This is a genomic window from Nitrospirillum guanabarense (genome assembly GCF_034653355.1).
Classification (GTDB): domain Bacteria; phylum Pseudomonadota; class Alphaproteobacteria; order Azospirillales; family Azospirillaceae; genus Nitrospirillum.
Window position 1 is genome coordinate 1,466,433 of the sequence record NZ_JAYEER010000001.1, and the last position, 18,788, is coordinate 1,485,220.

Annotated in this window: 19 protein-coding genes; 12 read left to right on the plus strand and 7 right to left on the minus strand. The window is 67.1% G+C overall.

Annotated features, from left to right (window positions below):
• Window positions 1-34: 34 nt before the first annotated feature.
• On the plus strand, window positions 35-343 hold the full coding sequence (locus UAA55_RS06110; RefSeq protein WP_322951756.1) for a hypothetical protein: 309 nt from the start codon (window positions 35-37) through the stop codon (window positions 341-343).
• A gap of 84 nt (window positions 344-427) precedes the next feature.
• Window positions 428-760: a DUF982 domain-containing protein gene (locus tag UAA55_RS06115; protein ID WP_322951757.1), complete on the plus strand. Its 333-nt coding sequence runs from the start codon at window positions 428-430 to the stop codon at window positions 758-760.
• Between the two features lie 66 nt (window positions 761-826).
• Here the strand turns inward: UAA55_RS06115 and UAA55_RS06120 are convergent, their stop codons facing one another.
• From UAA55_RS06120 to UAA55_RS06130, 3 genes are all read right to left on the minus strand, one after another.
• The gene (locus UAA55_RS06120; protein ID WP_322951758.1) at window positions 827-1,360 is read right to left on the minus strand and encodes a peroxiredoxin; all 534 of its coding nucleotides are present in this window, start codon (window positions 1,358-1,360) and stop codon (window positions 827-829) included.
• A 121-nt stretch (window positions 1,361-1,481) separates the two neighbouring features.
• Window positions 1,482-2,513, minus strand: a complete 1,032-nt coding sequence (locus UAA55_RS06125) for a threonine aldolase family protein (RefSeq protein WP_322951759.1) — start codon at window positions 2,511-2,513, stop codon at window positions 1,482-1,484.
• A 223-nt stretch (window positions 2,514-2,736) separates the two neighbouring features.
• On the minus strand, window positions 2,737-3,177 hold the full coding sequence (locus UAA55_RS06130; RefSeq protein ID WP_322951760.1) for a hypothetical protein: 441 nt from the start codon (window positions 3,175-3,177) through the stop codon (window positions 2,737-2,739).
• On the opposite strand from UAA55_RS06130, the gene UAA55_RS06135 reads away from it, so the two are divergent.
• From UAA55_RS06135 to UAA55_RS06170, 8 genes are all read left to right on the plus strand, one after another.
• On the plus strand, window positions 3,168-4,331 hold the full coding sequence (locus UAA55_RS06135) for an RluA family pseudouridine synthase (protein ID WP_322951761.1): 1,164 nt from the start codon (window positions 3,168-3,170) through the stop codon (window positions 4,329-4,331). The genes UAA55_RS06130 and UAA55_RS06135 overlap by 10 nt on opposite strands.
• A gap of 138 nt (window positions 4,332-4,469) precedes the next feature.
• Complete coding sequence (gene rpoH, locus UAA55_RS06140; protein WP_322951762.1) at window positions 4,470-5,351, plus strand: RNA polymerase sigma factor RpoH; 882 nt, start codon at window positions 4,470-4,472, stop codon at window positions 5,349-5,351.
• Between the two features lie 333 nt (window positions 5,352-5,684).
• Window positions 5,685-7,040 carry a pentapeptide repeat-containing protein gene (locus UAA55_RS06145; protein ID WP_322951763.1) on the plus strand — a complete coding sequence of 452 codons (1,356 nt, stop codon included), beginning with the start codon at window positions 5,685-5,687 and terminating at the stop codon, window positions 7,038-7,040.
• A gap of 19 nt (window positions 7,041-7,059) precedes the next feature.
• Window positions 7,060-7,413, plus strand: a complete 354-nt coding sequence (locus UAA55_RS06150) for a PilZ domain-containing protein (RefSeq protein WP_322951764.1) — start codon at window positions 7,060-7,062, stop codon at window positions 7,411-7,413.
• A gap of 664 nt (window positions 7,414-8,077) precedes the next feature.
• Entirely contained in the window at window positions 8,078-8,887 is an 810-nt protein-coding gene (gene hutG / locus UAA55_RS06155; RefSeq protein WP_322951765.1) for an N-formylglutamate deformylase, read from the plus strand.
• Between the two features lie 45 nt (window positions 8,888-8,932).
• Window positions 8,933-10,450: a histidine ammonia-lyase gene (gene hutH, locus UAA55_RS06160; RefSeq protein ID WP_322951766.1), complete on the plus strand. Its 1,518-nt coding sequence runs from the start codon at window positions 8,933-8,935 to the stop codon at window positions 10,448-10,450.
• A 43-nt stretch (window positions 10,451-10,493) separates the two neighbouring features.
• Window positions 10,494-11,174 carry a GntR family transcriptional regulator gene (locus UAA55_RS06165; protein WP_322951767.1) on the plus strand — a complete coding sequence of 227 codons (681 nt, stop codon included), beginning with the start codon at window positions 10,494-10,496 and terminating at the stop codon, window positions 11,172-11,174.
• A 127-nt stretch (window positions 11,175-11,301) separates the two neighbouring features.
• Window positions 11,302-12,765: an APC family permease gene (locus tag UAA55_RS06170; RefSeq protein WP_322951768.1), complete on the plus strand. Its 1,464-nt coding sequence runs from the start codon at window positions 11,302-11,304 to the stop codon at window positions 12,763-12,765.
• Here UAA55_RS06170 and UAA55_RS06175 read toward each other — a convergent pair whose 3' ends face one another.
• Window positions 12,766-13,014 carry a PIN domain-containing protein gene (locus tag UAA55_RS06175; RefSeq protein ID WP_322951769.1) on the minus strand — a complete coding sequence of 83 codons (249 nt, stop codon included), beginning with the start codon at window positions 13,012-13,014 and terminating at the stop codon, window positions 12,766-12,768.
• A 32-nt stretch (window positions 13,015-13,046) separates the two neighbouring features.
• Here UAA55_RS06175 and UAA55_RS06180 point away from each other — a divergent pair, with 32 nt between their 5' ends.
• On the plus strand, window positions 13,047-13,388 hold the full coding sequence (locus UAA55_RS06180; protein ID WP_322951770.1) for a hypothetical protein: 342 nt from the start codon (window positions 13,047-13,049) through the stop codon (window positions 13,386-13,388).
• A 35-nt stretch (window positions 13,389-13,423) separates the two neighbouring features.
• Here the strand turns inward: UAA55_RS06180 and UAA55_RS06185 are convergent, their stop codons facing one another.
• The 3 genes from UAA55_RS06185 to UAA55_RS06195 all read right to left on the minus strand — a co-directional run bounded on the left by UAA55_RS06185 (window position 13,424) and on the right by UAA55_RS06195 (window position 17,870).
• Window positions 13,424-14,734, minus strand: a complete 1,311-nt coding sequence (locus UAA55_RS06185) for a spinster family MFS transporter (protein ID WP_322951771.1) — start codon at window positions 14,732-14,734, stop codon at window positions 13,424-13,426.
• Between the two features lie 78 nt (window positions 14,735-14,812).
• The gene (locus UAA55_RS06190; protein ID WP_322951772.1) at window positions 14,813-17,014 is read right to left on the minus strand and encodes a TonB-dependent receptor; all 2,202 of its coding nucleotides are present in this window, start codon (window positions 17,012-17,014) and stop codon (window positions 14,813-14,815) included.
• Window positions 17,015-17,090: 76 nt separating this feature from the next.
• Window positions 17,091-17,870 carry an alpha/beta fold hydrolase gene (locus UAA55_RS06195; RefSeq protein WP_322951773.1) on the minus strand — a complete coding sequence of 260 codons (780 nt, stop codon included), beginning with the start codon at window positions 17,868-17,870 and terminating at the stop codon, window positions 17,091-17,093.
• Window positions 17,871-18,083: 213 nt separating this feature from the next.
• On the opposite strand from UAA55_RS06195, the gene UAA55_RS06200 reads away from it, so the two are divergent.
• Window positions 18,084-18,785, plus strand: coding sequence for a TetR/AcrR family transcriptional regulator (locus tag UAA55_RS06200; RefSeq protein WP_322951774.1), 702 nt, complete (start codon window positions 18,084-18,086; stop codon window positions 18,783-18,785).
• Window positions 18,786-18,788 lie beyond the last annotated feature (3 nt).

Below are 18,788 nucleotides of genomic sequence, written 5' to 3' on the forward strand. Positions count from 1 at the left end.
AATGCGAAATTTTATCTCGTTTTAGGAACAAAAAATGAATCTCTTGAAGATATTCCTGGCGACATTGGTTGTCTTATTTTCAAATAATGCTTTCGCTTACACGGAATGCACTGTCAATGTCGTCCGCATTTGGGTTGGAAGTGGTGACTTATACGTCCATTACGCCCAGGGGGCAGCTGTTATTCCGTCCAGCAATACCGATAGAGATGCATTGCTGGCTCTGGCCACCACGGCGTTCACCACCGGCCGTTCCATCACCATACGTTTTCAGGCTGATCGCGTGGACTGCACCTCCGCAGGGGCGCGCTCGGACGTTTGGGGCATTTACCTTAACCCTACCTGATCCGGAACCCTACCTGATCCGGAAAACGGCATAAGAGGCCTTTCTCATGTCGCAGGGGGGGTTATCGCCCTGGTCATGTGGGCGATGGCATACAAGCTGGTCGAGGGTGGGGGACGCCAGGCGGGAACCCTGCCGCAGGGTTCCGGTTGTAGGTCCCACCAGCTGGAGGAGGCCGCCTTGCGTATCCTGACCCCGATCGACGTTTGGGAAGCCCCCTCCGTCCGCCGGACCATCACCACGGTGGACGAGGCGTCCAACTGGCTGATCTACCGCTGGCCGGAGGCGCATCTCAACGATCCGGCCCGCCAGGCGGCCACGGCCGCCTGCCTGGCCGCCCTGGACGGGTCAGGGGAGGTGGAGGACGCGCGGGCGGCCTTCATCACGGCCGCGGAAACGGCCCACATCCTGGCGGACTGACCAGGAATGGTCCCGGCGGCGCGGGCTGCGCCGTCATGGCCGGGACCATATGGCTTGCGGGTCGGTTTACTTGGCGCCGTGCAGCGCCTTGACCGCGTCCAGCATCAGCTGCACGTGCTGGTCGGGGTTGCTGTCCGTGTAGCTGGCGACGATCTTGCCGTTCTGGCCGATGACGTAGGACGTGCGGTTGGAGATGGCGGCATTGCCCTGGTTCTTGGCGTCGTACTCGGCGGCGATCTTGGCGTCGGGATCGGCGGCCACCATGAACTTGTCTCGGCACTCCACGGAGGAGAACTCGGCCACGCGGTCGATGTTGCCGGCGGTCACGCCCACCACGGTGGCGCCGTACTGCTTGAAGGTCTCCGTCGCCTCGGCGAATTCGTGGGCCTCCACGGTGCAGCCCTTGGTGAAGGCGGCGGGGAAGAAGTACAGCACCACCGGCCCCGTCTTCAGCGCGTCGGTCAGCGAGAAGGTCGAAGTCTTGCCGCCCAGGGCGCCCTGGGCGGTGAAGGCCGGGGCTGCGGCGCCGTTGGGCAGGGCCGCCCAGGCCGGAGCCGTGAACGCCAGCGAGAGGGCGGCGGCGAGAACGATGGTGCGCATATGATCTCCACAGAGTTTATCGGGGCGCGTCCGCCCCCGGGTTCGTGGCCAGACCCTACGCCACCCACGGCCGGAACGCGGGGTGGTCTTTTGCCTCAGGTGGGTTATCGGGGCATGTCCCTCACACGATCCCGGCCAGCCCCCGGGCGGCGGCGACGAAGGCGTCCACGTGCGCCGGGTCGGTGTTCCAGGCTGTCACCAGGCGGATGCAGGCGCCGTCCCAGCGGTAGAAATGGAAGCCGGCGGCCTCCAGCCCCGCGATCATCGGTTCGGGCAGGATGGCGAAGACCTCGTTGGCTTGCACCGGACTGCGCAGACCGACGCCGGGCAGGACGCCCAGGCCCTGGGCCAGGCGCGTCGCCATCGCGTTGGCATGGGTGGCCAGGCGCAGCCACAGGCCGTCCGTCAGGTAGGCGTCCAACTGCGCCGACAGGAAGCGCATCTTGGAGAACAGGTGGCCGGCACGCTTGCGGCGGTAGGCGAAGCTGTCGGCCAGGGCCTTGTCGAAAAAGATCACCGCCTCCGCCGCCAGGGCGCCGTTCTTGGTGGCGCCGAAGGACAGCACGTCCACGCCGGCGCGCCAGGTGATATCGGCGGGCGCACAGGCCAGGCTGGCCACCGCGTTGGCGAAGCGGGCGCCGTCCATGTGGACGCGCAGCCCGTGGGCCCGCGCCACGTTCGTCAGGGCCATCACCTCATCGGGGGTGTAGACGGTGCCGGACTCCGTCGCCTGGGTCAGGGTCAGCGCGGCCGGCTGCACATGGTGGACGACGCCGGCGCCACCCTTCTCCAGGGCCGCCGCCAGGGTGACCGCGTCCAGCTTGCCATGGGGGCCCGCCAATGGAACCAGCTTGGCGCCGCCGGACATCAGCTCCGGCGCGCCGCACTCATCCACCTGCACGTGGGCCTCGTCATGGCAATAGACGGCGCCGTAGGGCGGGGTCAGCACCGACAGGGCCAGCGCGTTGGCGGCGGTGCCGGTGGCGACGGGGAAAACGGTGACGTCGCACTCGAACAGCTCGGCCAGGTCCCGGGTCACCCGCGCCGTCAGCGGGTCGCCGCCGTAGGAGGGCTGGGGTCCCTCATTGGCCGCGGCCAGGGCCGCCAGGATCTCCGGGGCCGCGCCCACCACATTGTCGCTCATGAAGTTCATGGGGGACCGTCTCGCCTGTTGCTGATGTCGGGTGATGATCGGGGCTGGCGCGCACGAAGCGGAAGCAAAAAAGTGTGAAAAAGCCCAATGCCGCCATGCATCGCTGAAATATTGGGCAGTCGCCCCCGGCGTTCATTCCAGCGCCGGCTTCCTGACAGGGGCCATTAAATCTCTGTCATGTAGGGCGATTACGCTGGTGGGCGACCGGCCGGTGTGACCGTAATCACGGCGTCCGGGGAACCTGCGGGCGCATCGTCTGGTTGGGTTCAGGCGCCCCACCTGTGAAAGCCCCAACTGGGGAAGATGGGGTGCCCGATGAAGTGGTTCCAGTAACGACCGCGATCTGGACCTTTCCGGTACTGGGCTCCAGCAGGACGATCTGCTGGGCACCGCCGGGAAGGGCGACCTGGACGGCCAGGCGGCTGCCCACGCTGGTCATGGCTTCGATGCGGCTGCCTTCCGGCAGTTTCAGCAGCGGGGCCAGGGCTTCGGGCGGCAGGGCCGAAGTGGTAGTCGTGCCCAGGGTCGCCGTATCAGGACGGCGGCCGAAGGCGCGGGGGTGGTTCGGGTCGGTGGCACGCCGCCAGACCTCCACCCCGATGAAGGTGAAACCGGCGACGATCAGTACGCCCATGATGACGAGGAAGGTCTTTATTGTCCGCACTTGCTTCAACCATCTGTGCCGCCTCGGGCCAGCCTGCCGACCCTGCCGTCGCGCGTTTCAGCGCCATGGCGGGTGAGGGCGGGGCTGACCGCCTGGACCTTGGCGCACCGGTGGTGGATGGCGCGGAGGATGAGGAACTGGAGGGCGATGAGGCGGGTTCCGCACTGATCGCCGTCACCATCCCCGACACCGCGGCCCGCGACCGGTTGGACAAGGCCCTGGCCCAGCTGGTGCCGGAGGCCGCCGGCCTCACCCGCTCGCGCTTGCAGGCGCTGATCGGGGAGGGGCGCGTGGCCTTGGGTCAGCCGGGCGGCCAGACCATAGACGACGCCTCCTACCGGGTCAAACCCGGCCAGGTGTTCCAGATTTCCGTGCCGGCACCGGAACCGGCCACGCCGGTGGCGCAGGACATCCCGCTGACCATCGTTTTCGAAGACGATGACCTGCTGGTGATCGACAAGCCCGCCGGGATGGTGGTGCATCCCGCCGCCGGCAACCCGGACGGCACGCTGGTGAACGCCCTGCTGTTCCGCTGTGGGGAGCGGCTGTCCGGTATCGGCGGCGTGCGCCGACCGGGCATCGTCCACCGTCTGGACAAGGATACCAGCGGTTTGATGGTGGTAGCCAAGACCGACCGGGCCCATGCCGGCCTGTCGGCCCAGTTCGCCGACCGCACCCTGTCGCGCACCTACCACGCCGTGGTCTGGGGCTCACCGGCGACGGGTGAGGGCGAAATCGAGGGTAACATCGGCCGCCATCCGACGGATCGCAAGCGCATGGCCGTGGTAGGTAAGGGCGGCAAGCCGGCGCTGACCCGCTGGCGCACGCTGGCCCGCTACGGCCTGCTGGCCGCCCATGTGGAATGCAAGCTGGCCACGGGCCGTACGCACCAGATCCGGGTGCACATGGCCCAGATCGGTCATCCGCTGGTGGGTGACCCGCTGTACGGCAAGGCCCGCCCCACCGGCGCCCTGGGCGCCCGGCTTAAGGAGGCGACGCCGGACGCGCAGGCCCAACTTCTCGGTTTTCGTCGCCAAGCGTTGCATGCGAAGGACATCGCCTTCCGTCATCCGGTCAGCGGTGACATGCTGGCCTTCACCAGCGCCTTACCCGCTGATCTCGCAGGGCTGATCTTTAGTTTAGAACGATTTTAAAGTGTGGTCGGATACGAGTCAGAGGCGTATACTGATCAATGTGTCACCCCAACCCCGTCCGGGGGGCTCCATTTGAGCATCCGGTACGGGGGGACCGCCCGATCCCCGGGGGTCCTGAACCGTGAAAGGTTGTTGACCATGGCCACCTTGCCCGCCATTCCCGCCATCAGCTCGGAATCGAGCCTGTCGCGTTACCTCCAGGAAATCCGCCGCTTCCCCATGCTGGAGCCGGAGAAGGAGTTCATGCTGGCCAAGCGCTGGCAGGAACATGAGGACGGCATCGCCGCCCACCAGCTTGTGACCAGCCACCTGCGCTTGGTGGCCAAGATCGCCATGGGCTATCGCGGCTACGGCCTGCCGCTGTCGGAACTGATCTCCGAAGGCAACGTCGGCATGATGCAGGCGGTGAAGCGCTTCGACCCCGATCGTGGCTTCCGCCTGGCCACTTACGCCATGTGGTGGATCCGCGCCGCCATCCAGGAATACATCCTGCACAGCTGGAGCCTGGTGAAGATGGGCACGACCGCCGCGCAGAAGAAGCTGTTCTTCAACCTGCGCAAGCTGAAGGGCCAGATGCAGGCCATCGAGGACGGCGACCTGTCGCCGGAGACGGTGACCGCCATCGCCACCAAGCTGGATGTGCCGGAACAGGACGTCGTGTCCATGAACCGCCGCCTGGGCAGCCCCGACCACAGCCTGAACGCGCCCCTGCGCGTGGATGGCGAGGGTGAGTGGCAGGATTGGCTGGTGGATGAGACGGAAAGCCAGGAAATCCGCCTGGCCGACCGGGAAGAGCTGGGCAAGCGCAAGGCCCTGCTGGCCGGCGCCATGAAGGGCCTGAACGACCGCGAGCGCCGTATCCTGGCGGAGCGTCGCCTGCGCGACGACCCGACGACGCTGGAGGACCTGTCCCAAGAGTTCGGCATCAGCCGCGAACGTGTGCGCCAGATCGAGGTGCGGGCGTTCGAAAAGCTTCAGAAGGCCGTGAAGAACGCGGCCCTGGAGACCCATTTGGCCTAATTCTGGACGTGAGGCGCCTGACCGGACGACAACGCCGCGGCAGGCGCCTCACGGGCGAGAACACAGTTCAAGGGCAAGTGGCAGTTGGTTGGAACGGCGGGACCTTTGGGTTCCGCCGTTGCCTTTTGGGGGCATGGCGATGGTGGCTCCCGTTAAAAGAGATGAGCCGCTGCCGCAATCCATCAGAAAGCAAAAATCAAAAAGATCTTTTCGATTCCCTCCACCATTTTTTGCTGTGGGCCGGACCCAAGGCTTGGGCTAATGACCTTTTATTAACGAACGGCCGCTATCACAAAGGCTCGGCATTGATGAACCGTAGAGCCTGAGACCCAGATGAGCCCCAGGACCGATGTTGACAGCCTCGATATCGGATACCGGCGCCTGTCGGCCGCGGAAATCGAGCAAGCCCTGACCCTGCATATACGCTACCTCCAAGGCCAGCGGGGCGGCGCGCGGGCCAGCCTCAAGTTCTGCGACCTGTCCCGCGCCGCCTTGCGCGGCCGGGTGCTGGCCGGTGCCGACCTGACGGGTGCCAAGCTCAGTGACGCCGACCTGTCGGACGCCGATCTGCGCTCCGCCTGCCTGTTCGGCGCGGATCTGCGCCGTGCCGCCCTGGAACGCGCCAACCTGACCCGAGCCGACCTGCGCGGCGCCGCCTTCCGGGGGGCGCGCATGCAGCGCGTAGTGATGGTGGAGGCGGACTTGCGTGACGGACATCTCATGCGCAGCAAGAACGGGGAACTGACGCCCAACGTCCAGGGCAACCCCTCGGCCGAGTTGGCGGAGGCGTCCATGACCAAGGCCGACCTCAGCTACGCCAAGCTGTCGAACGCCTTCGTCGTGCAGACCGATTTGCGCGACACCGACCTGCGCGGCGCCGTCTTCGTGAAGGCGGATCTCAGCGGCTCCGACCTCACCGGCTGCAACCTGGAAGGGGCGGACCTGTCGGAGGCCAATCTCAGCGGCACCAAGCTGGATGGCGCCGTGCTGACCCGCGCCCTGCTGCGCAGCGCCAACTTGTCAAAGGCCAGCCTGCTGGGCGCTCTGCTGGACGACGTGGACCTGTCCATGGCCAATCTGATGGGCGCGGACCTGGTGCGCCGGCTGGATGATATCGAAGGCACCATCGGCGAGACGTTGCGCCAGCACCGCCTGTGGATATTGAGTAACGGCGGCAAGGGTAAGCGGGCGGACCTGTCGGCGACCGATCTCAGCGGCCAGGATCTGTCCAACCTGAACCTGTCGGCCGCCATTCTAAGGCAGGCGAAGCTGAAGGGCGCCAACCTCAGCGGCACCGTGCTGGCTATGGCGGACTTGTCCATGGCTGACCTGCGCAATGCGGAATTGGCGGGCGCGGACCTGCGCGGCGCTTGCCTGGAACGGGCCGCCTTGAACGAGGCCAGCCTGACCAATGCCGTGGCCTGCCCCATGGATTTGCGCAACGGCCACGAATGGCCGACGAACTTCAGCAAGGCGCGCATGGTGCGGGTGAACCTGGCCGGCGCCGACCTGACCATGGCCCGTCTGGAAGATGCCGATCTGACCCAGGCCAATCTGCGCAACGCCATCCTGGCGGGCGCCGTCCTGACGGACGCCACCCTGACCATGGCCGACCTACGCGAGGCTGACATCCGCGACGCCGATTTTCGCGGCGCCAAGAACTTTTCCGCTGAGGCCTTGGCCGTCTGATCCCGGTAGGATGGTGCCCATGACGGATGAGACAATCCCTTTCGCAGCCGACCGCCGCCAGGCCGCACGCCTGTCCGGTGATGCCTATCCCTTGCGGGTGGGCCGTCACCCGGCACGTCTGGTCGACTGGTCGACCAAGGGCATTGGGCTGCAACTGCAAAGCGGGGCGGAGGAGGTGGCTCCGGGCCAGGCCCTGACCGTCAGCATCCACAGCGAAGTGACCAACGGCGTCGCCCTGTTCCCCATCATCGTGCGGCGGATGGACGTGGAGCGGGCTATCATCGGTGCCGATTTCCTGGATGACGCGGAGGGCGCCGCCGACTTCCTGGCCCGCCTGCTGGCGGTGTCGGCCGCCCCCGATCAGACGGCCTGACCCCGCCGCGTGCCAGCGCGGGCGTTGTCGCCCAGCCGGTGGGCTGCCCGCCGGGCGGGTGATATCTCACAGGCCGGTGCCATTCAACGGATCTGCCTGTGAAATTTCAGAACGATCAGCGCCACTCTGGCGCAATTGAAATTCCGTCGCCCAATTCCTCCGGTCATCAGGTGGAGATGGCTGGCGATAAGGCCAAGCGTGGTTCAGCGGAGGCCGTCAGATCCACTGGCCGGCCGGATACGCCGTCAAGGGCGATATCCGAGTGATTTGGCCGATCAGCCGCCGTTTCGATGGCGCATGAGGTTACCGCATTCATCGCGAGGGCCGCCAAATCACAGCTGTCCCGAGGTGGGGATGACGATGGCGAATGGTTGGCGGCCGAGGCGGCCGGCATGGCCCTGTGCCGCCGAGATTACTGACAGGTCAGTTTGATGGAGAGGTCTTTACGGACCATCGATCCGCCGCTAGGATGGGCTCGCGCCGCCGCCATTACCGCTGGAAAAGGCAATTCCGGCAAGAAATGCCCTTCAGTGATGTGCGCTGGCCGGCAAAATAGGAAAGAGGCATGTCAAATGGGGAACCCCATCCCGCTGTACGCCACCGGCCATGAGACGGCCGTCGACAGCGTCCGGCACCACGGCCTGGACCTGCCCATGGCCGGCAAATGACGGCGCCAGTCTTCACCTTTCGGGAAGGGATGGCACCGCTGCTGATCTCCTTCCCTCATGTGGGCATCCAGGTGCCGGGCGACATCGCGTCGCGCCTGGCGCCGGAGGCCCACGGCCTGTCCGACACCGACTGGCATGTCGACGCGTTGTACGACTTCGCGGCCGAGATCGGCGCGTCCACCCTGGTGGCGGGTTACAACCGCTATGTCGTGGACCTGAACCGCCCGGCCGACGACGCCAACCTCTATCCCGGCCAGGCCGGCACCGGCCTGATCCCTGAGATGATGTTCGACGGCACGCCGCTGTATCTCCAGGGGCAGGGGCCGGACGATGCCGAAAAGGCCACCCGCGTCGCCACCTTCTGGCAGCCCTATCACGCCCGACTGGCGGCCGAGCTGGAACGGATCAAGGCGCTGCACGGCTATGCCTTGCTGTGGGACGCCCATTCCATCGCCGCCGAGGTGCCGCGCCTGTTCGATGGCCGGCTGCCCGACCTGAACCTGGGCAGCAACGCCGGCGCCTCCTGCGATGGCGCCCTGGCCGAAGCCGTCTTTCAGGCGGCGCAAGCCAGCCGCTACAGCGCCATGCTGAACGGCCGCTTCAAGGGCGGGTACATCACCCGCCATTACGGCCGGCCGGCGGAGCACGTCCATGCCCTGCAGTTGGAACTGTCGCAGGATACCCACCTGGCCCCCGGCCTGGTGCCGGCGCTGGATGGCGGGCGCTGTTCCCGCCTTCGCCCGGTGCTTCGTTCCATGATCGAAACCTTCCTATCCGGCGCCCAGCGGCATTACGCCAGAGTCTGAAGATAGCCTCGCGGCTTTTTGTTTTTCCTCGGGAGTTCCCGTTCCATGCACACCCTTACCCTGGTCCCCGGCCGCCTGACCCTGGCTGATCTGCGTGCCACCCTGGCGGGCCCTGTCCACCTGGTGGTGGACGACGCCACCCTGGCCAACGCGGAGAAGTCCGCCGCCACGGTTGACGCCGTCATGGCCGCCGGCCGCACGGCCTATGGCATCAACACCGGTTTCGGCCTGCTGGCCAAGACCCGCATCGGCAACGACCAGCTGTCGCAGCTGCAGCGCAACCTGGTGCTGAGCCACGCGGTGGGCACCGGCCCGCTGTTGGACGACGCCATCGTGCGCCTGATCCTGGTGCTCAAGATCTCCAGCCTGGCGCGCGGCTATTCCGGCGTGCGCGGCAGCGTCATCCGGGCGCTGGTGGCGCTGGCCAACCATGGCGTCCACCCCTGCATCCCGTCCAAGGGCTCCGTCGGCGCCTCGGGCGACTTGGCGCCGCTGGCCCACCTGGTGGCGCCGCTGCTGGGCGTGGGCGAGGTGCGGGTGGACGGCCAGATCCTGCCCGCCACCGAAGGCATCCGCAAGGCGGGGCTGGAGCCCATGGATCTGGGGCCCAAGGAAGGCCTGGCCCTGCTGAACGGCACCCAGGTGTCGACCGCCCTGGCCCTGAACGGCCTGTTCGCGGCGGAGCGGGTGTTCCAGGCGGCCCTGACCGCCGGCGCCCTGTCGGTGGATGCCGCCCGGGGCAGCGACACGCCGTTCGACGCCCGCATCCATGCGCTGCGCGGCCAGAAGGGCCAGATCGACACCGCCGCCGCCTACCGCCGCCTGCTGGACGGCAGCGCCGTGCGCGCCAGCCACCTGGATTGCGAGCGGGTACAGGACCCCTACTGCCTGCGTTGCCAGCCGCAGGTCATGGGCGCCTGCCTGGACCAGTTGCGCATGGCGGCCGGCACCCTGCTGATCGAGGCCAACGCCGTCACCGACAACCCCCTGGTCTTCCCCGATACCGGCGATATCCTGTCCGGCGGCAACTTCCATGCCGAGCCGGTGGCCTTTGCCGCCGACCAGATCGCCCTGGCCCTGGCGGAGATCGGCAACCTGTCGGAACGCCGCATCGCCATGCTGGTCGACCCGCATCACAATGGCGGCCTGCCGGCTTTCCTGGTGAAGGACGGCGGTATCAATTCCGGCTTCATGATCGCCCACGTCACGGCGGCGGCCCTGGCCAGCGAGAACAAGGGCCTGGCCCATCCGGCCTCCGTCGACAGCATCCCCACCTCCGCCAACCAGGAGGACCACGTCTCCATGGCCACCTGGGCGGCCCGCCGCCTGATCGACATGGCCGACAACGCCGCCGGCATCGTCGGCATCGAGGTGCTGGCCGCCATCCAGGGCCTGGAATTCCACCTGCCGCTGCGAACCTCGGAAGCGTTGGAGGCGGCCCGGGTCAAGCTGCGCGCCGTGGTGCCGGCCTATGACCAGGATCGCTACTTCGCCCCGGACATCGCCGCCGCCAAGGCCCTGGTGGTGAACGGCGATCTGGGCGCGGGGCTGGAGTTCCAGTAAGAGGGGCGGCATTAGGGCGGCATGAGCGGGAGGGAAGCGGGCCTTGACCACCACTGAGGAACGCCTGAGCGAACGGGCCTACCAGGCCCTGCGCGCCGACATCATGCTCTGTCGCCTGACGCCCGGGCAGCGGGTCAGCGAGGCCCTGCTAGCGGAGCGGCTGGGCTTCGGCAAGGCGCCGGTGCGCACCGCCCTGGCCCGCCTGTGCCAGGAAGGGCTGATGGCGGCGCGGGCGCGCAGCGGCTTCACCGTGGCGCCCATCACGCCGGAAGACATCATGCACTGCTTCCAGCTCCGCCTGACGCTGGAGCCCATGGCCGGGCGGCTGGCGGCGGGGCGGTTGACCACGGCGCATGTCCGCCGCTTGGTGCGGGCCACCACCATCACGGTGGAGCCGGACGACCCCGACCAGCACCGCAAGATCCTGGAAGCCGACCAGGATTTCCACGAGACCATCGCCGAGGCCTCGGGCAACCCGCGCCTGCACCAGATCCTGCGGAACCTGTACGAGCGCGGGCAACGCCCCCTGTTCATGGGCATACCCCAGTCCGAGGGGGCGGCGGCCTATCGGGCGGGTAGCCAGCCGGTGCTGGCCGCCCTGATCGCCGGCGATGGTGAGAAGGCGGCCCAGCTGCTGTATGAGCACGTTTACACAGGCCAGAACTTCGTCATCGAGGCGGTGCTGCGCCAGTACCCGTCACCGGAAGAGGATGGTATCGACTGAAAAATTTGACGCCCTTTCTGGGGCTGGACCGGGACGGGGCCGCCGGAACGTGCTAGGACGGGAATAACAATGGCTGGGGCGCCTCCGTGCGTGGCCCACCTCTGGTCGAATGGGGAAAGGGACGGGTATGGGGTTGTGGACGGTCAAGCCGGTCGATGCGCTCATCGCGGCCGGTGAGGGGAAGCACGGCGCCGCGAAGCTGACACGGGGCCTGGGGACGCTGGACCTGATCCTGGCGGGCGTGGGCTGCACGGTGGGGGCCGGCATCTTCGTCATGACCGGGTCACAGGCCGCCACCCATGCCGGTCCAGCCGTCGCCATCTCCTTCGCCTTCGCGGCCCTGGCCTGCCTGTTCGCCGGCCTGTGCTTCGCGGAGTTGGCCACCGTCATCCCCGTGGCGGGCAGCGCCTACAGCTACACCTACGCCACGCTGGGCGAGATGGTGGCTTGGCTGGTCGGCTGGAACCTGGTGCTGGAATACATGATCAGCGGGTCGGCCGTGGCCGTTGGGTTCTCCGGCTACCTCAACGCCTTCCTCGGGCAATGGGGGGTGCATCTGCCCACCAACCTGGCATCGGCCCCCTTGTCCTATTCCGATGAGAAGGGCTTCGAATGGACCGGGGCCTTAATCAATGGGCCGGCCGTGTTCATCATCGCCCTGTGCGGCGTGATCCTCAGCCTCGGCATCAAGGAAACGGCGCGCTTCAACAACATCTCCGTGGCCATCAAGGTGGGCGCCATGGTGCTGTTCGCGGTGGTGGGCATCTTCTACGTCGACACCGCCAATTGGCATCCCTTCATTCCCGAGAACACGGGGGAGGGCGCCTTCGGCTGGTCCGGGGTGTTCCGCGCCGCCGGCACGCTGTTCTTCGCCTATATCGGCTTCGACGCGGTCTCCACCGCGGCACAGGAGGCGCGATCGCCCCAGCGCACGGTGCCGCGCGGCATCCTGGGCGGTCTCGCCGTCTGCGTGACGCTGTATGTGGTGGTAGGCCTGGTCATGACCGGCCTGGCGCCCTACACCATGCTGGACGCGCCCGAGGCCATCTTCATCGCCATCAGGAACGCCGGCCCGGCCCTGGCTTGGCTGGGCATGATCATCAACCTGGCCGCCATCCTGGGCCTGGGCTCCGCCATCCTCATCTGCAACTACGGCCAGATCCGCATCTTCTACGCCATGGCGCGCGACGGCCTGATGCCGCCGTCCTTCGCCTCGGTCAATCCGGAACACCATGTCCCGTGGCAGGCGACGCTGTGGGTGACCCTGGTGGCCGCCATCATCGGCGGCATCGCGCCCCTGGACGTGCTGGGCGACCTGGTATCCCTGGGCACGCTCATGGCCTTCGCCCTGGTCTGCGTCGCCACCCTGGTGCTGCGCGTGCGCGACCCGCACCGCCCGCGCCCTTTCCGTGTGCCCTACCTGCCGGTGGTGGCCGTCGTCGGCGCCGTGATCTGCGTGGCGCTGATGATCTCGCTGGGCCTCAGCAACTGGATCCGCTTCGGCGCGTGGAGCCTGCTGGGCCTGGCCATCTACTTCGCCTACGGCATGCGTAACTCCGCCCGCCAGCGTGAGGCGCAGCTGGCGGAGTGATCACCCGGCGGACAGCATAAGGGCGGGTTCGGCAGCGTTCCCGCCCATGCGCCGCCAGCAGTTGACGGCGCCACGATCAAACGAAACAAACACCTCACCACCCTTGTCACGTCCGTCTGCCGCAATGACCCCATCAGCGAAGTCACACCCGGCACGTAAAAACGCGATGCCCGCCACGAGCGCGTGCCTATCGACGATGATTGTTTCGACAAGAAGCGGGCGTTCCAACTGATCCGCTATGTCGGACATCCTGTAAAACATCCTTAAGCTGAGGAGTTTCAATGAGATCGCGTTGCCTGAAGGTCCTGCCTTTCGCCTGCTCGCTCAGTTTGGCAGCGACGGTTGCGTTGGCGGAGCCAACCAGCACCGTGCCGGGCCAGGTGCTGCAGGTGCGCCCTTATATGAATCCAGACGATCCTTGCGCCTTTATCGTCGTCGACAACACGAGCTTGTGCGGCGTCAGCACTTTCAAGATCAGCTTGCGGGATAATGCCGGCCTGGCGGCTCTGAGCGTCGCCATCACCTCGATGACAACAGGTAAGCCGGTTACGCTGGAGGTGTCCAATGCCACCGGTTGCCAGGGCGCCAACAGCCTGCTCCAGTCCATCTATCTTCAGCGTTAGAGGTCATGGGCGGGTGCCCTGTTCGGCCATCGCCGTCACCCCTCCCAATCCCGTTCCAGCCGGCGGCTGGAGAGGATGAAGAACAGGGCGCTCAGCAGGTAGAAGCCGAGGCCGATCAGCATGGAATAGCGCAGGGCCTCCGGGCCGAAGCGGGGGGTCAGGAAGTCGGACAGGCGGCCGAAGAAAAAGATGCCGAAGCCGATGCCCACCAGATTATTGATGAACAGGAAGATGGCCGAGGCGGTGGCCCGCATGGCCGGCGGCACCACATGCTGCACGGCGGCGATGACGGGGCCCAGCCAGGCGAGGCCCAGGGCCAGCGGCAGGGTGCACAGCGCCGCCACCAGCCACAGCTCCTTGGCCAGGAAGCCCAGGGCGTAGAGCGGTACCGCCACCAGGAAGGCCACGGCCGGCACCAGCGGATAGGCGGCTTTGCACGCGCCGCCCAGCCGGTCGGCCAGGGCGCCGCCGGCCCAGATGCCCAGCGTGCCGGCCACCAGGCTGCCGACGCCCAGCAGCAGCGAGACGTCCTTCAGCGCCATGCCGTGCATGCGCGCCAGGAAGGCCGGCATCCAGAAGGCCAGGCCGTAGCCCAGGACGGAGCAGGAGGCGGCACCGGCCGACAGCAGCCAGAAGGACGGCTTGGTGCCCAGGGTGGCCAGCACGGCGCGCAATGGCACCAGGGCGCCCGCGTTCTTCACGGCGTCGAACGCGCCGCGCACCGGCTCGCGCACCGTCAGCAGGAAGATCGGCGTCATGACCAGGCCGGCGATGCCACAGACGGTGAAGGCCAGGCGCCAGTTCACGGCCGTGGCGATGTAGCCGCCCAGCAGGATGCCCAGGGCGCTGCCGAAGGGGATGCCGAAGGAATAGACGGCCAGGGCGCGGGCGCGCTGGTGCTTGGGGAAATAATCGCTGATCAGGGAATAGGCGGGGGCGACGCCGCCGGCCTCGCCGACGCCCACGCCCATGCGGCACAGGAACAGCTGCCAGAACAGGCCCACTTGGCCGGTCAGCGCGGTGAAACCGCTCCACAGCGCCAGCGACACCGCCATGATGCGTACCCGGCTCAGGCGATCGGCCAGGCGGGCGATGGGGATGGCGAGGAAGGTGTAGAACAGGGCGAAGGCCGGCCCGCCCAGCCAGCCCAACTGGGTATCGGTCAGGCCCAGCTCCGTCTTGATGGGCAGGGCCAGGATGCTGAGGATCTGCCGGTCCACGAAGTTCAGGGTGTAAACGACGAACAGCGCCGCCATCACCAGGGCGCGATATCCCGGCCGGGCCAAGGGCGGGGCCAGAGTCGGGGACGGCGGGGCGGCGGTCTCGGTCATCGTGCTCTCGCTCATGGGCTGGTCCTGACTGGGGCTCTCTAACACAGGGGCGCGAGCGGATCCGCTGATCTGGATCCGCCCACCGGGCCTTTATCAGAAATGCAGGCCGATCGTGCCGGTGATGGTGCGCGGCGGGCCATAATAGGCGGTGAAGGAATTGGCATAGGTGGCGCCGCCGAAGGGGTAGCCGCCCACGCGGTACCGCTCATCGGTCAAATTCTTCGCATGCAGGCCCACCTGCCAATGGTCGTCGGCGGAGGTCCAGATGAAGTTCAGGTCCAGCAAGGTGTAGCCCGGCTGGTCCAGGATGCTGGCGGTGTCGTACAGCTGGGTGAAGCTGCGATACGACACGCTGGCGGAGGAGTTCAGGGTGCTCTTGTCGTCGAACGGCAGCAGGTAGGACAGGGTGAAGCCCGTGGTCCATTTGGGCGTGTTCTGGAAGCCGCGGGTGTTGGCCACGTCAACATACTGTCGGCGGGTCAGGTCGTACGACAGGAACTTGTCGAACTGCGCCAGGGTATACCCGACATTGGCCTGGGCGGTCAGCTGGTGGGTCAGCTTGGCCATGGCCTCGAACTCCAGGCCATAGATGTGGCTGGCGCCAGCGTTGTCGACGAAGCTGGCGATGCCGGTGCTGGTGGGCACCTGGGTCGTCACCTGCTGGCCGGAATAGTCGGCGTAGAAGCCGGCCAGGTTCAGGGTCAGGCGCCGGTCCAGATAATCGCCCTTCAGGCCCACCTCATAGCTGTCGACCGTCTCGGGGTTGTAGCCCTTGACCGTGTCGGGCGTCAGCACGGCGTCGCCGCGCATGTCGAAGCCGCCGGACTTGAAGCCCTTGGAGTAGGAGACGTAGCCCGTCACGTCCGGCGTCAGCTTGTAGCTGACGCTGGCGCGCGGGGTGAATTCGCCGAAGCCGCGGTCGTTGGTGTAGTTGGTGCGGATGGAGAAGGGCGCCTGCTGCTTGCCGCCGAACATGGGACTGCGGAGGCCCAGATAATAGGCGCGATAGACGCTGCCGGTCTTGTCGTCGTTGGTGTAGCGGCCGCCCAGCGAGATCTTGAGGTCGTCGGTGATGTCGTAGCTGAGGTCGGTGAAGCCGGCGATGCTCTTGGTCTTGACCGATCCCGACGTCAGGATGCTGAGGCCCAGGTTCTGCACATCGGTGTCGAAGGCGCCGGCGGCGGTCGCGTCCATGTAATAGATGCCGGCCACACCCTGCAGCCGCTCGCCGGTGTAGACCGCCTGCACTTCCTGGCTGAACTGGTGGTCCTTGTACTGGGCCGGCACGTCCAGATAGGGCTGGAGCAGGTTGTCGAAGTCGATATTGGTCTGGGTGTAGCCGTCGCGATAAGCGCTGATGGCCTTCAGCAGCCACTGGTCGGACAATTGCCATTCCGCCGTCAGCGACAGTCCCCGGTTGGTCACGAAGTTATGGTCGCCCACGCCGGCCAGGGTGTCGTAATCGTCGGGCAAGGGCGCGGCCCCGCTGGGCGTCGCCGTCTCGCGATGGCCATTCTTGGCATTGGAATTGTCATTGGTCTGGTCCGCCGCGAGCTTGATGGTGAACTTTTCGGTCGGCTTGAATTCCGCGCTGATGCGGCCGGCCACCACGTCCTTATTGTACTGGTCGGCGCCGGTGTACAGGTTGTGGCCGTAGCCATCGTGGCGGTAGATGGCCACGGCGCCGCCGATGGCGAACTTCTCGCTGAGCGGCGTGCTGCCGGACAGGATGACGTTGTGCTCGTTATAGCTGCCGATCTCCACCCGGGCGTTGGCCGTGGGCTGGTCGGTCATGTCACGGGTCACGTACTTGATGGCGCCGCCGATGGTGTTGCGGCCGTACAGCGTGCCCTGCGGCCCGCGCAGCACCTCGATACGGCTGACATCATAAATGTCCAGCACGGCACCCTGTGGCCGGGCGATGTAGACATCGTCGACATACAGGCCCACGCCGGGCTCGAAGCCCCACAGCGGGTCCTGCTGGCCCACGCCGCGGATGAAGGCGATGAGGGTGGAGTTGGAGCCGCGCGCCACCTGCACCGTGGTGTTGGGCGACTTGTATTCCACGTCGGTCAGGTTGACGGAGCCCTGGGCCTGCAACTGGTCGGCGGAGATGGCGGTGACCGCCACCGGCACGTCCTTCAGGTTTTCCGCCCGGCGGCGGGCCGTCACCACCACCTCTTGCAGCACGTCGCTGTCGGTGGCGGGGTCGGCGGCCTGTTGCGCCCACGCCACATCCCCCAGCACCAGACCCGCGACCGAAACGCCTAACAACCAGCGTGCAGCCTTGCTCATTCCCTTTGCCCTCCCGTCCATGGCCCTGTTCATGGGCCCGTTCTTTCGTCCGTTGATCGCCGTTCCCCCCAACCCCTCAGGGCGGCAGGCCGGCGGCGAAGCCGGTGATGATCTCGTTGAAGCGCTGCGGCTCCTCCAGATGCGGCGCATGGCCGGAGGCGGCGAAGGTGACCTGTCGTGCCTGGGGCAGGGCTGTCGCCAGCCAATCGGCCGTGCCAGCGGGGTAGAGCTGACTCAGGGCGCCGCGCAGGATCAGCGTGGGCAGGCCCAGCCGTCCCAGCTCCGCCCGGAAATCCTGGGCGAGCAGATCCAGCCACAGGGCGGCCATGGCTTCGGCATCGCATCGCGCGATCTCTCCCTCCACCCAGCGGCGCAGGTCGGTGTGCAGGCTGCCGGCGGCGAAGATGCGCCGGGCGATGCGGGGGGCGAAGGCCGCCCAGTCGGTGGCCAGCATCCTCGCCGCCTGGGGGCCGCGCGCCTGGACGGCGCCGCGCAGGCCCCAGGGCCAGCCGGCGTCGTTGCACAGGCGCGGGCTCATATCCACCACCACCAGGCCGGCCACCCGCTCCTGGGCGCCGTCCAGCAGAGCGCGCCATGCCACCATGGCCCCCATGGACCAGCCGACCAGCAGGGCGCCCCGCAGGTCCAGGGCGTTCAGCAGGGCACGCAGCGCATCCGCCTGGTCCCGCACAGTGGGGTGGGGCGCTGGGGTGGCGCCATGGCCGGGCAGGTCGGGCGCCAGCACCTGGAACGAGGCGGCCAGGTCTGTGACCTGGGGTGCGAAGAAGCCGCCATGGGTGGCCCAGCCGTGCAGCAGCACCAAAGGGCGGCCCTTGCCAGCCAGACGATAGGCCATCAGGCCGCCGTCAGCCGGTATCAGCGGGCGTGAGTCTTCCCCGCGTGGCCGGGTCCCGGCATGTCGCCCCAGTTCGTGCATCGGTGTTTTCCGCGCTTCGTGGTATCCACCGACGGTGGCGTCGGCGGATCATCCTCCCGCCGTCATGCTTGCCGTAAGATGAAAGTTGAGTCAACGTTCAAGTTCTGAAAAGCGAGAGAGGGAGATTGGGGCATGGCGCGTTCACCCGAGGCGGCGAAGCGGGCTGCCGGCGATGGCGAAACCGATGCCATGACGCAGGGCGGCGTGGGCGAGGGGCCTGAGACCGAGGCGGCGCCTGGTGAATCGGCCGCCGACAAGACACCGCGTACCGAGCGGGGCAAGCGTACCCTGCGCAAGCTGCTGGATGCCGCCGCCCTGGAATTTGGTGAGCGCGGCTTCCACGAGGCATCGGTCAGCGGCATCACCCAGCGCGCCGCCGTGGCTCTGGGCACCTTCTACACCTACTTCGACAGCAAGGAATTGTTGTTCCGGGCGCTGGTGGAGGATATGGGCGCGCTGACCCGCCGCTGGATCGCGGAGCGGGTGGCCCACGCGCCCGACCGCTTGACGGCGGAACGCCTGGGCCTGGAGGCGTTCATCGAGTTCGTGCGCGCCCACCGCAACCTCTACCGCATCGTGATGGAGGCGCAGTTCGTTGCCGAGGATGCCTACCGGCGCTACTATCAGGTGTTCGCCGACGGCTATATCAATAATTTGGAGTCGGCCAAGAAACGGGGGGAAATCCGCCAGGGCGACGTGGAGGTGCGGGCTTGGGCCTTGATCGGCGTCAGCGTCTTCATCGGCCAGCGCTACGCCGTCTGGGGCGATGACCGTCCGGCGGCGGAGGTCGCGGCGGAGGCGGCCGACTTCATCGCCCGAGGTTTGAAGCCCTGACTT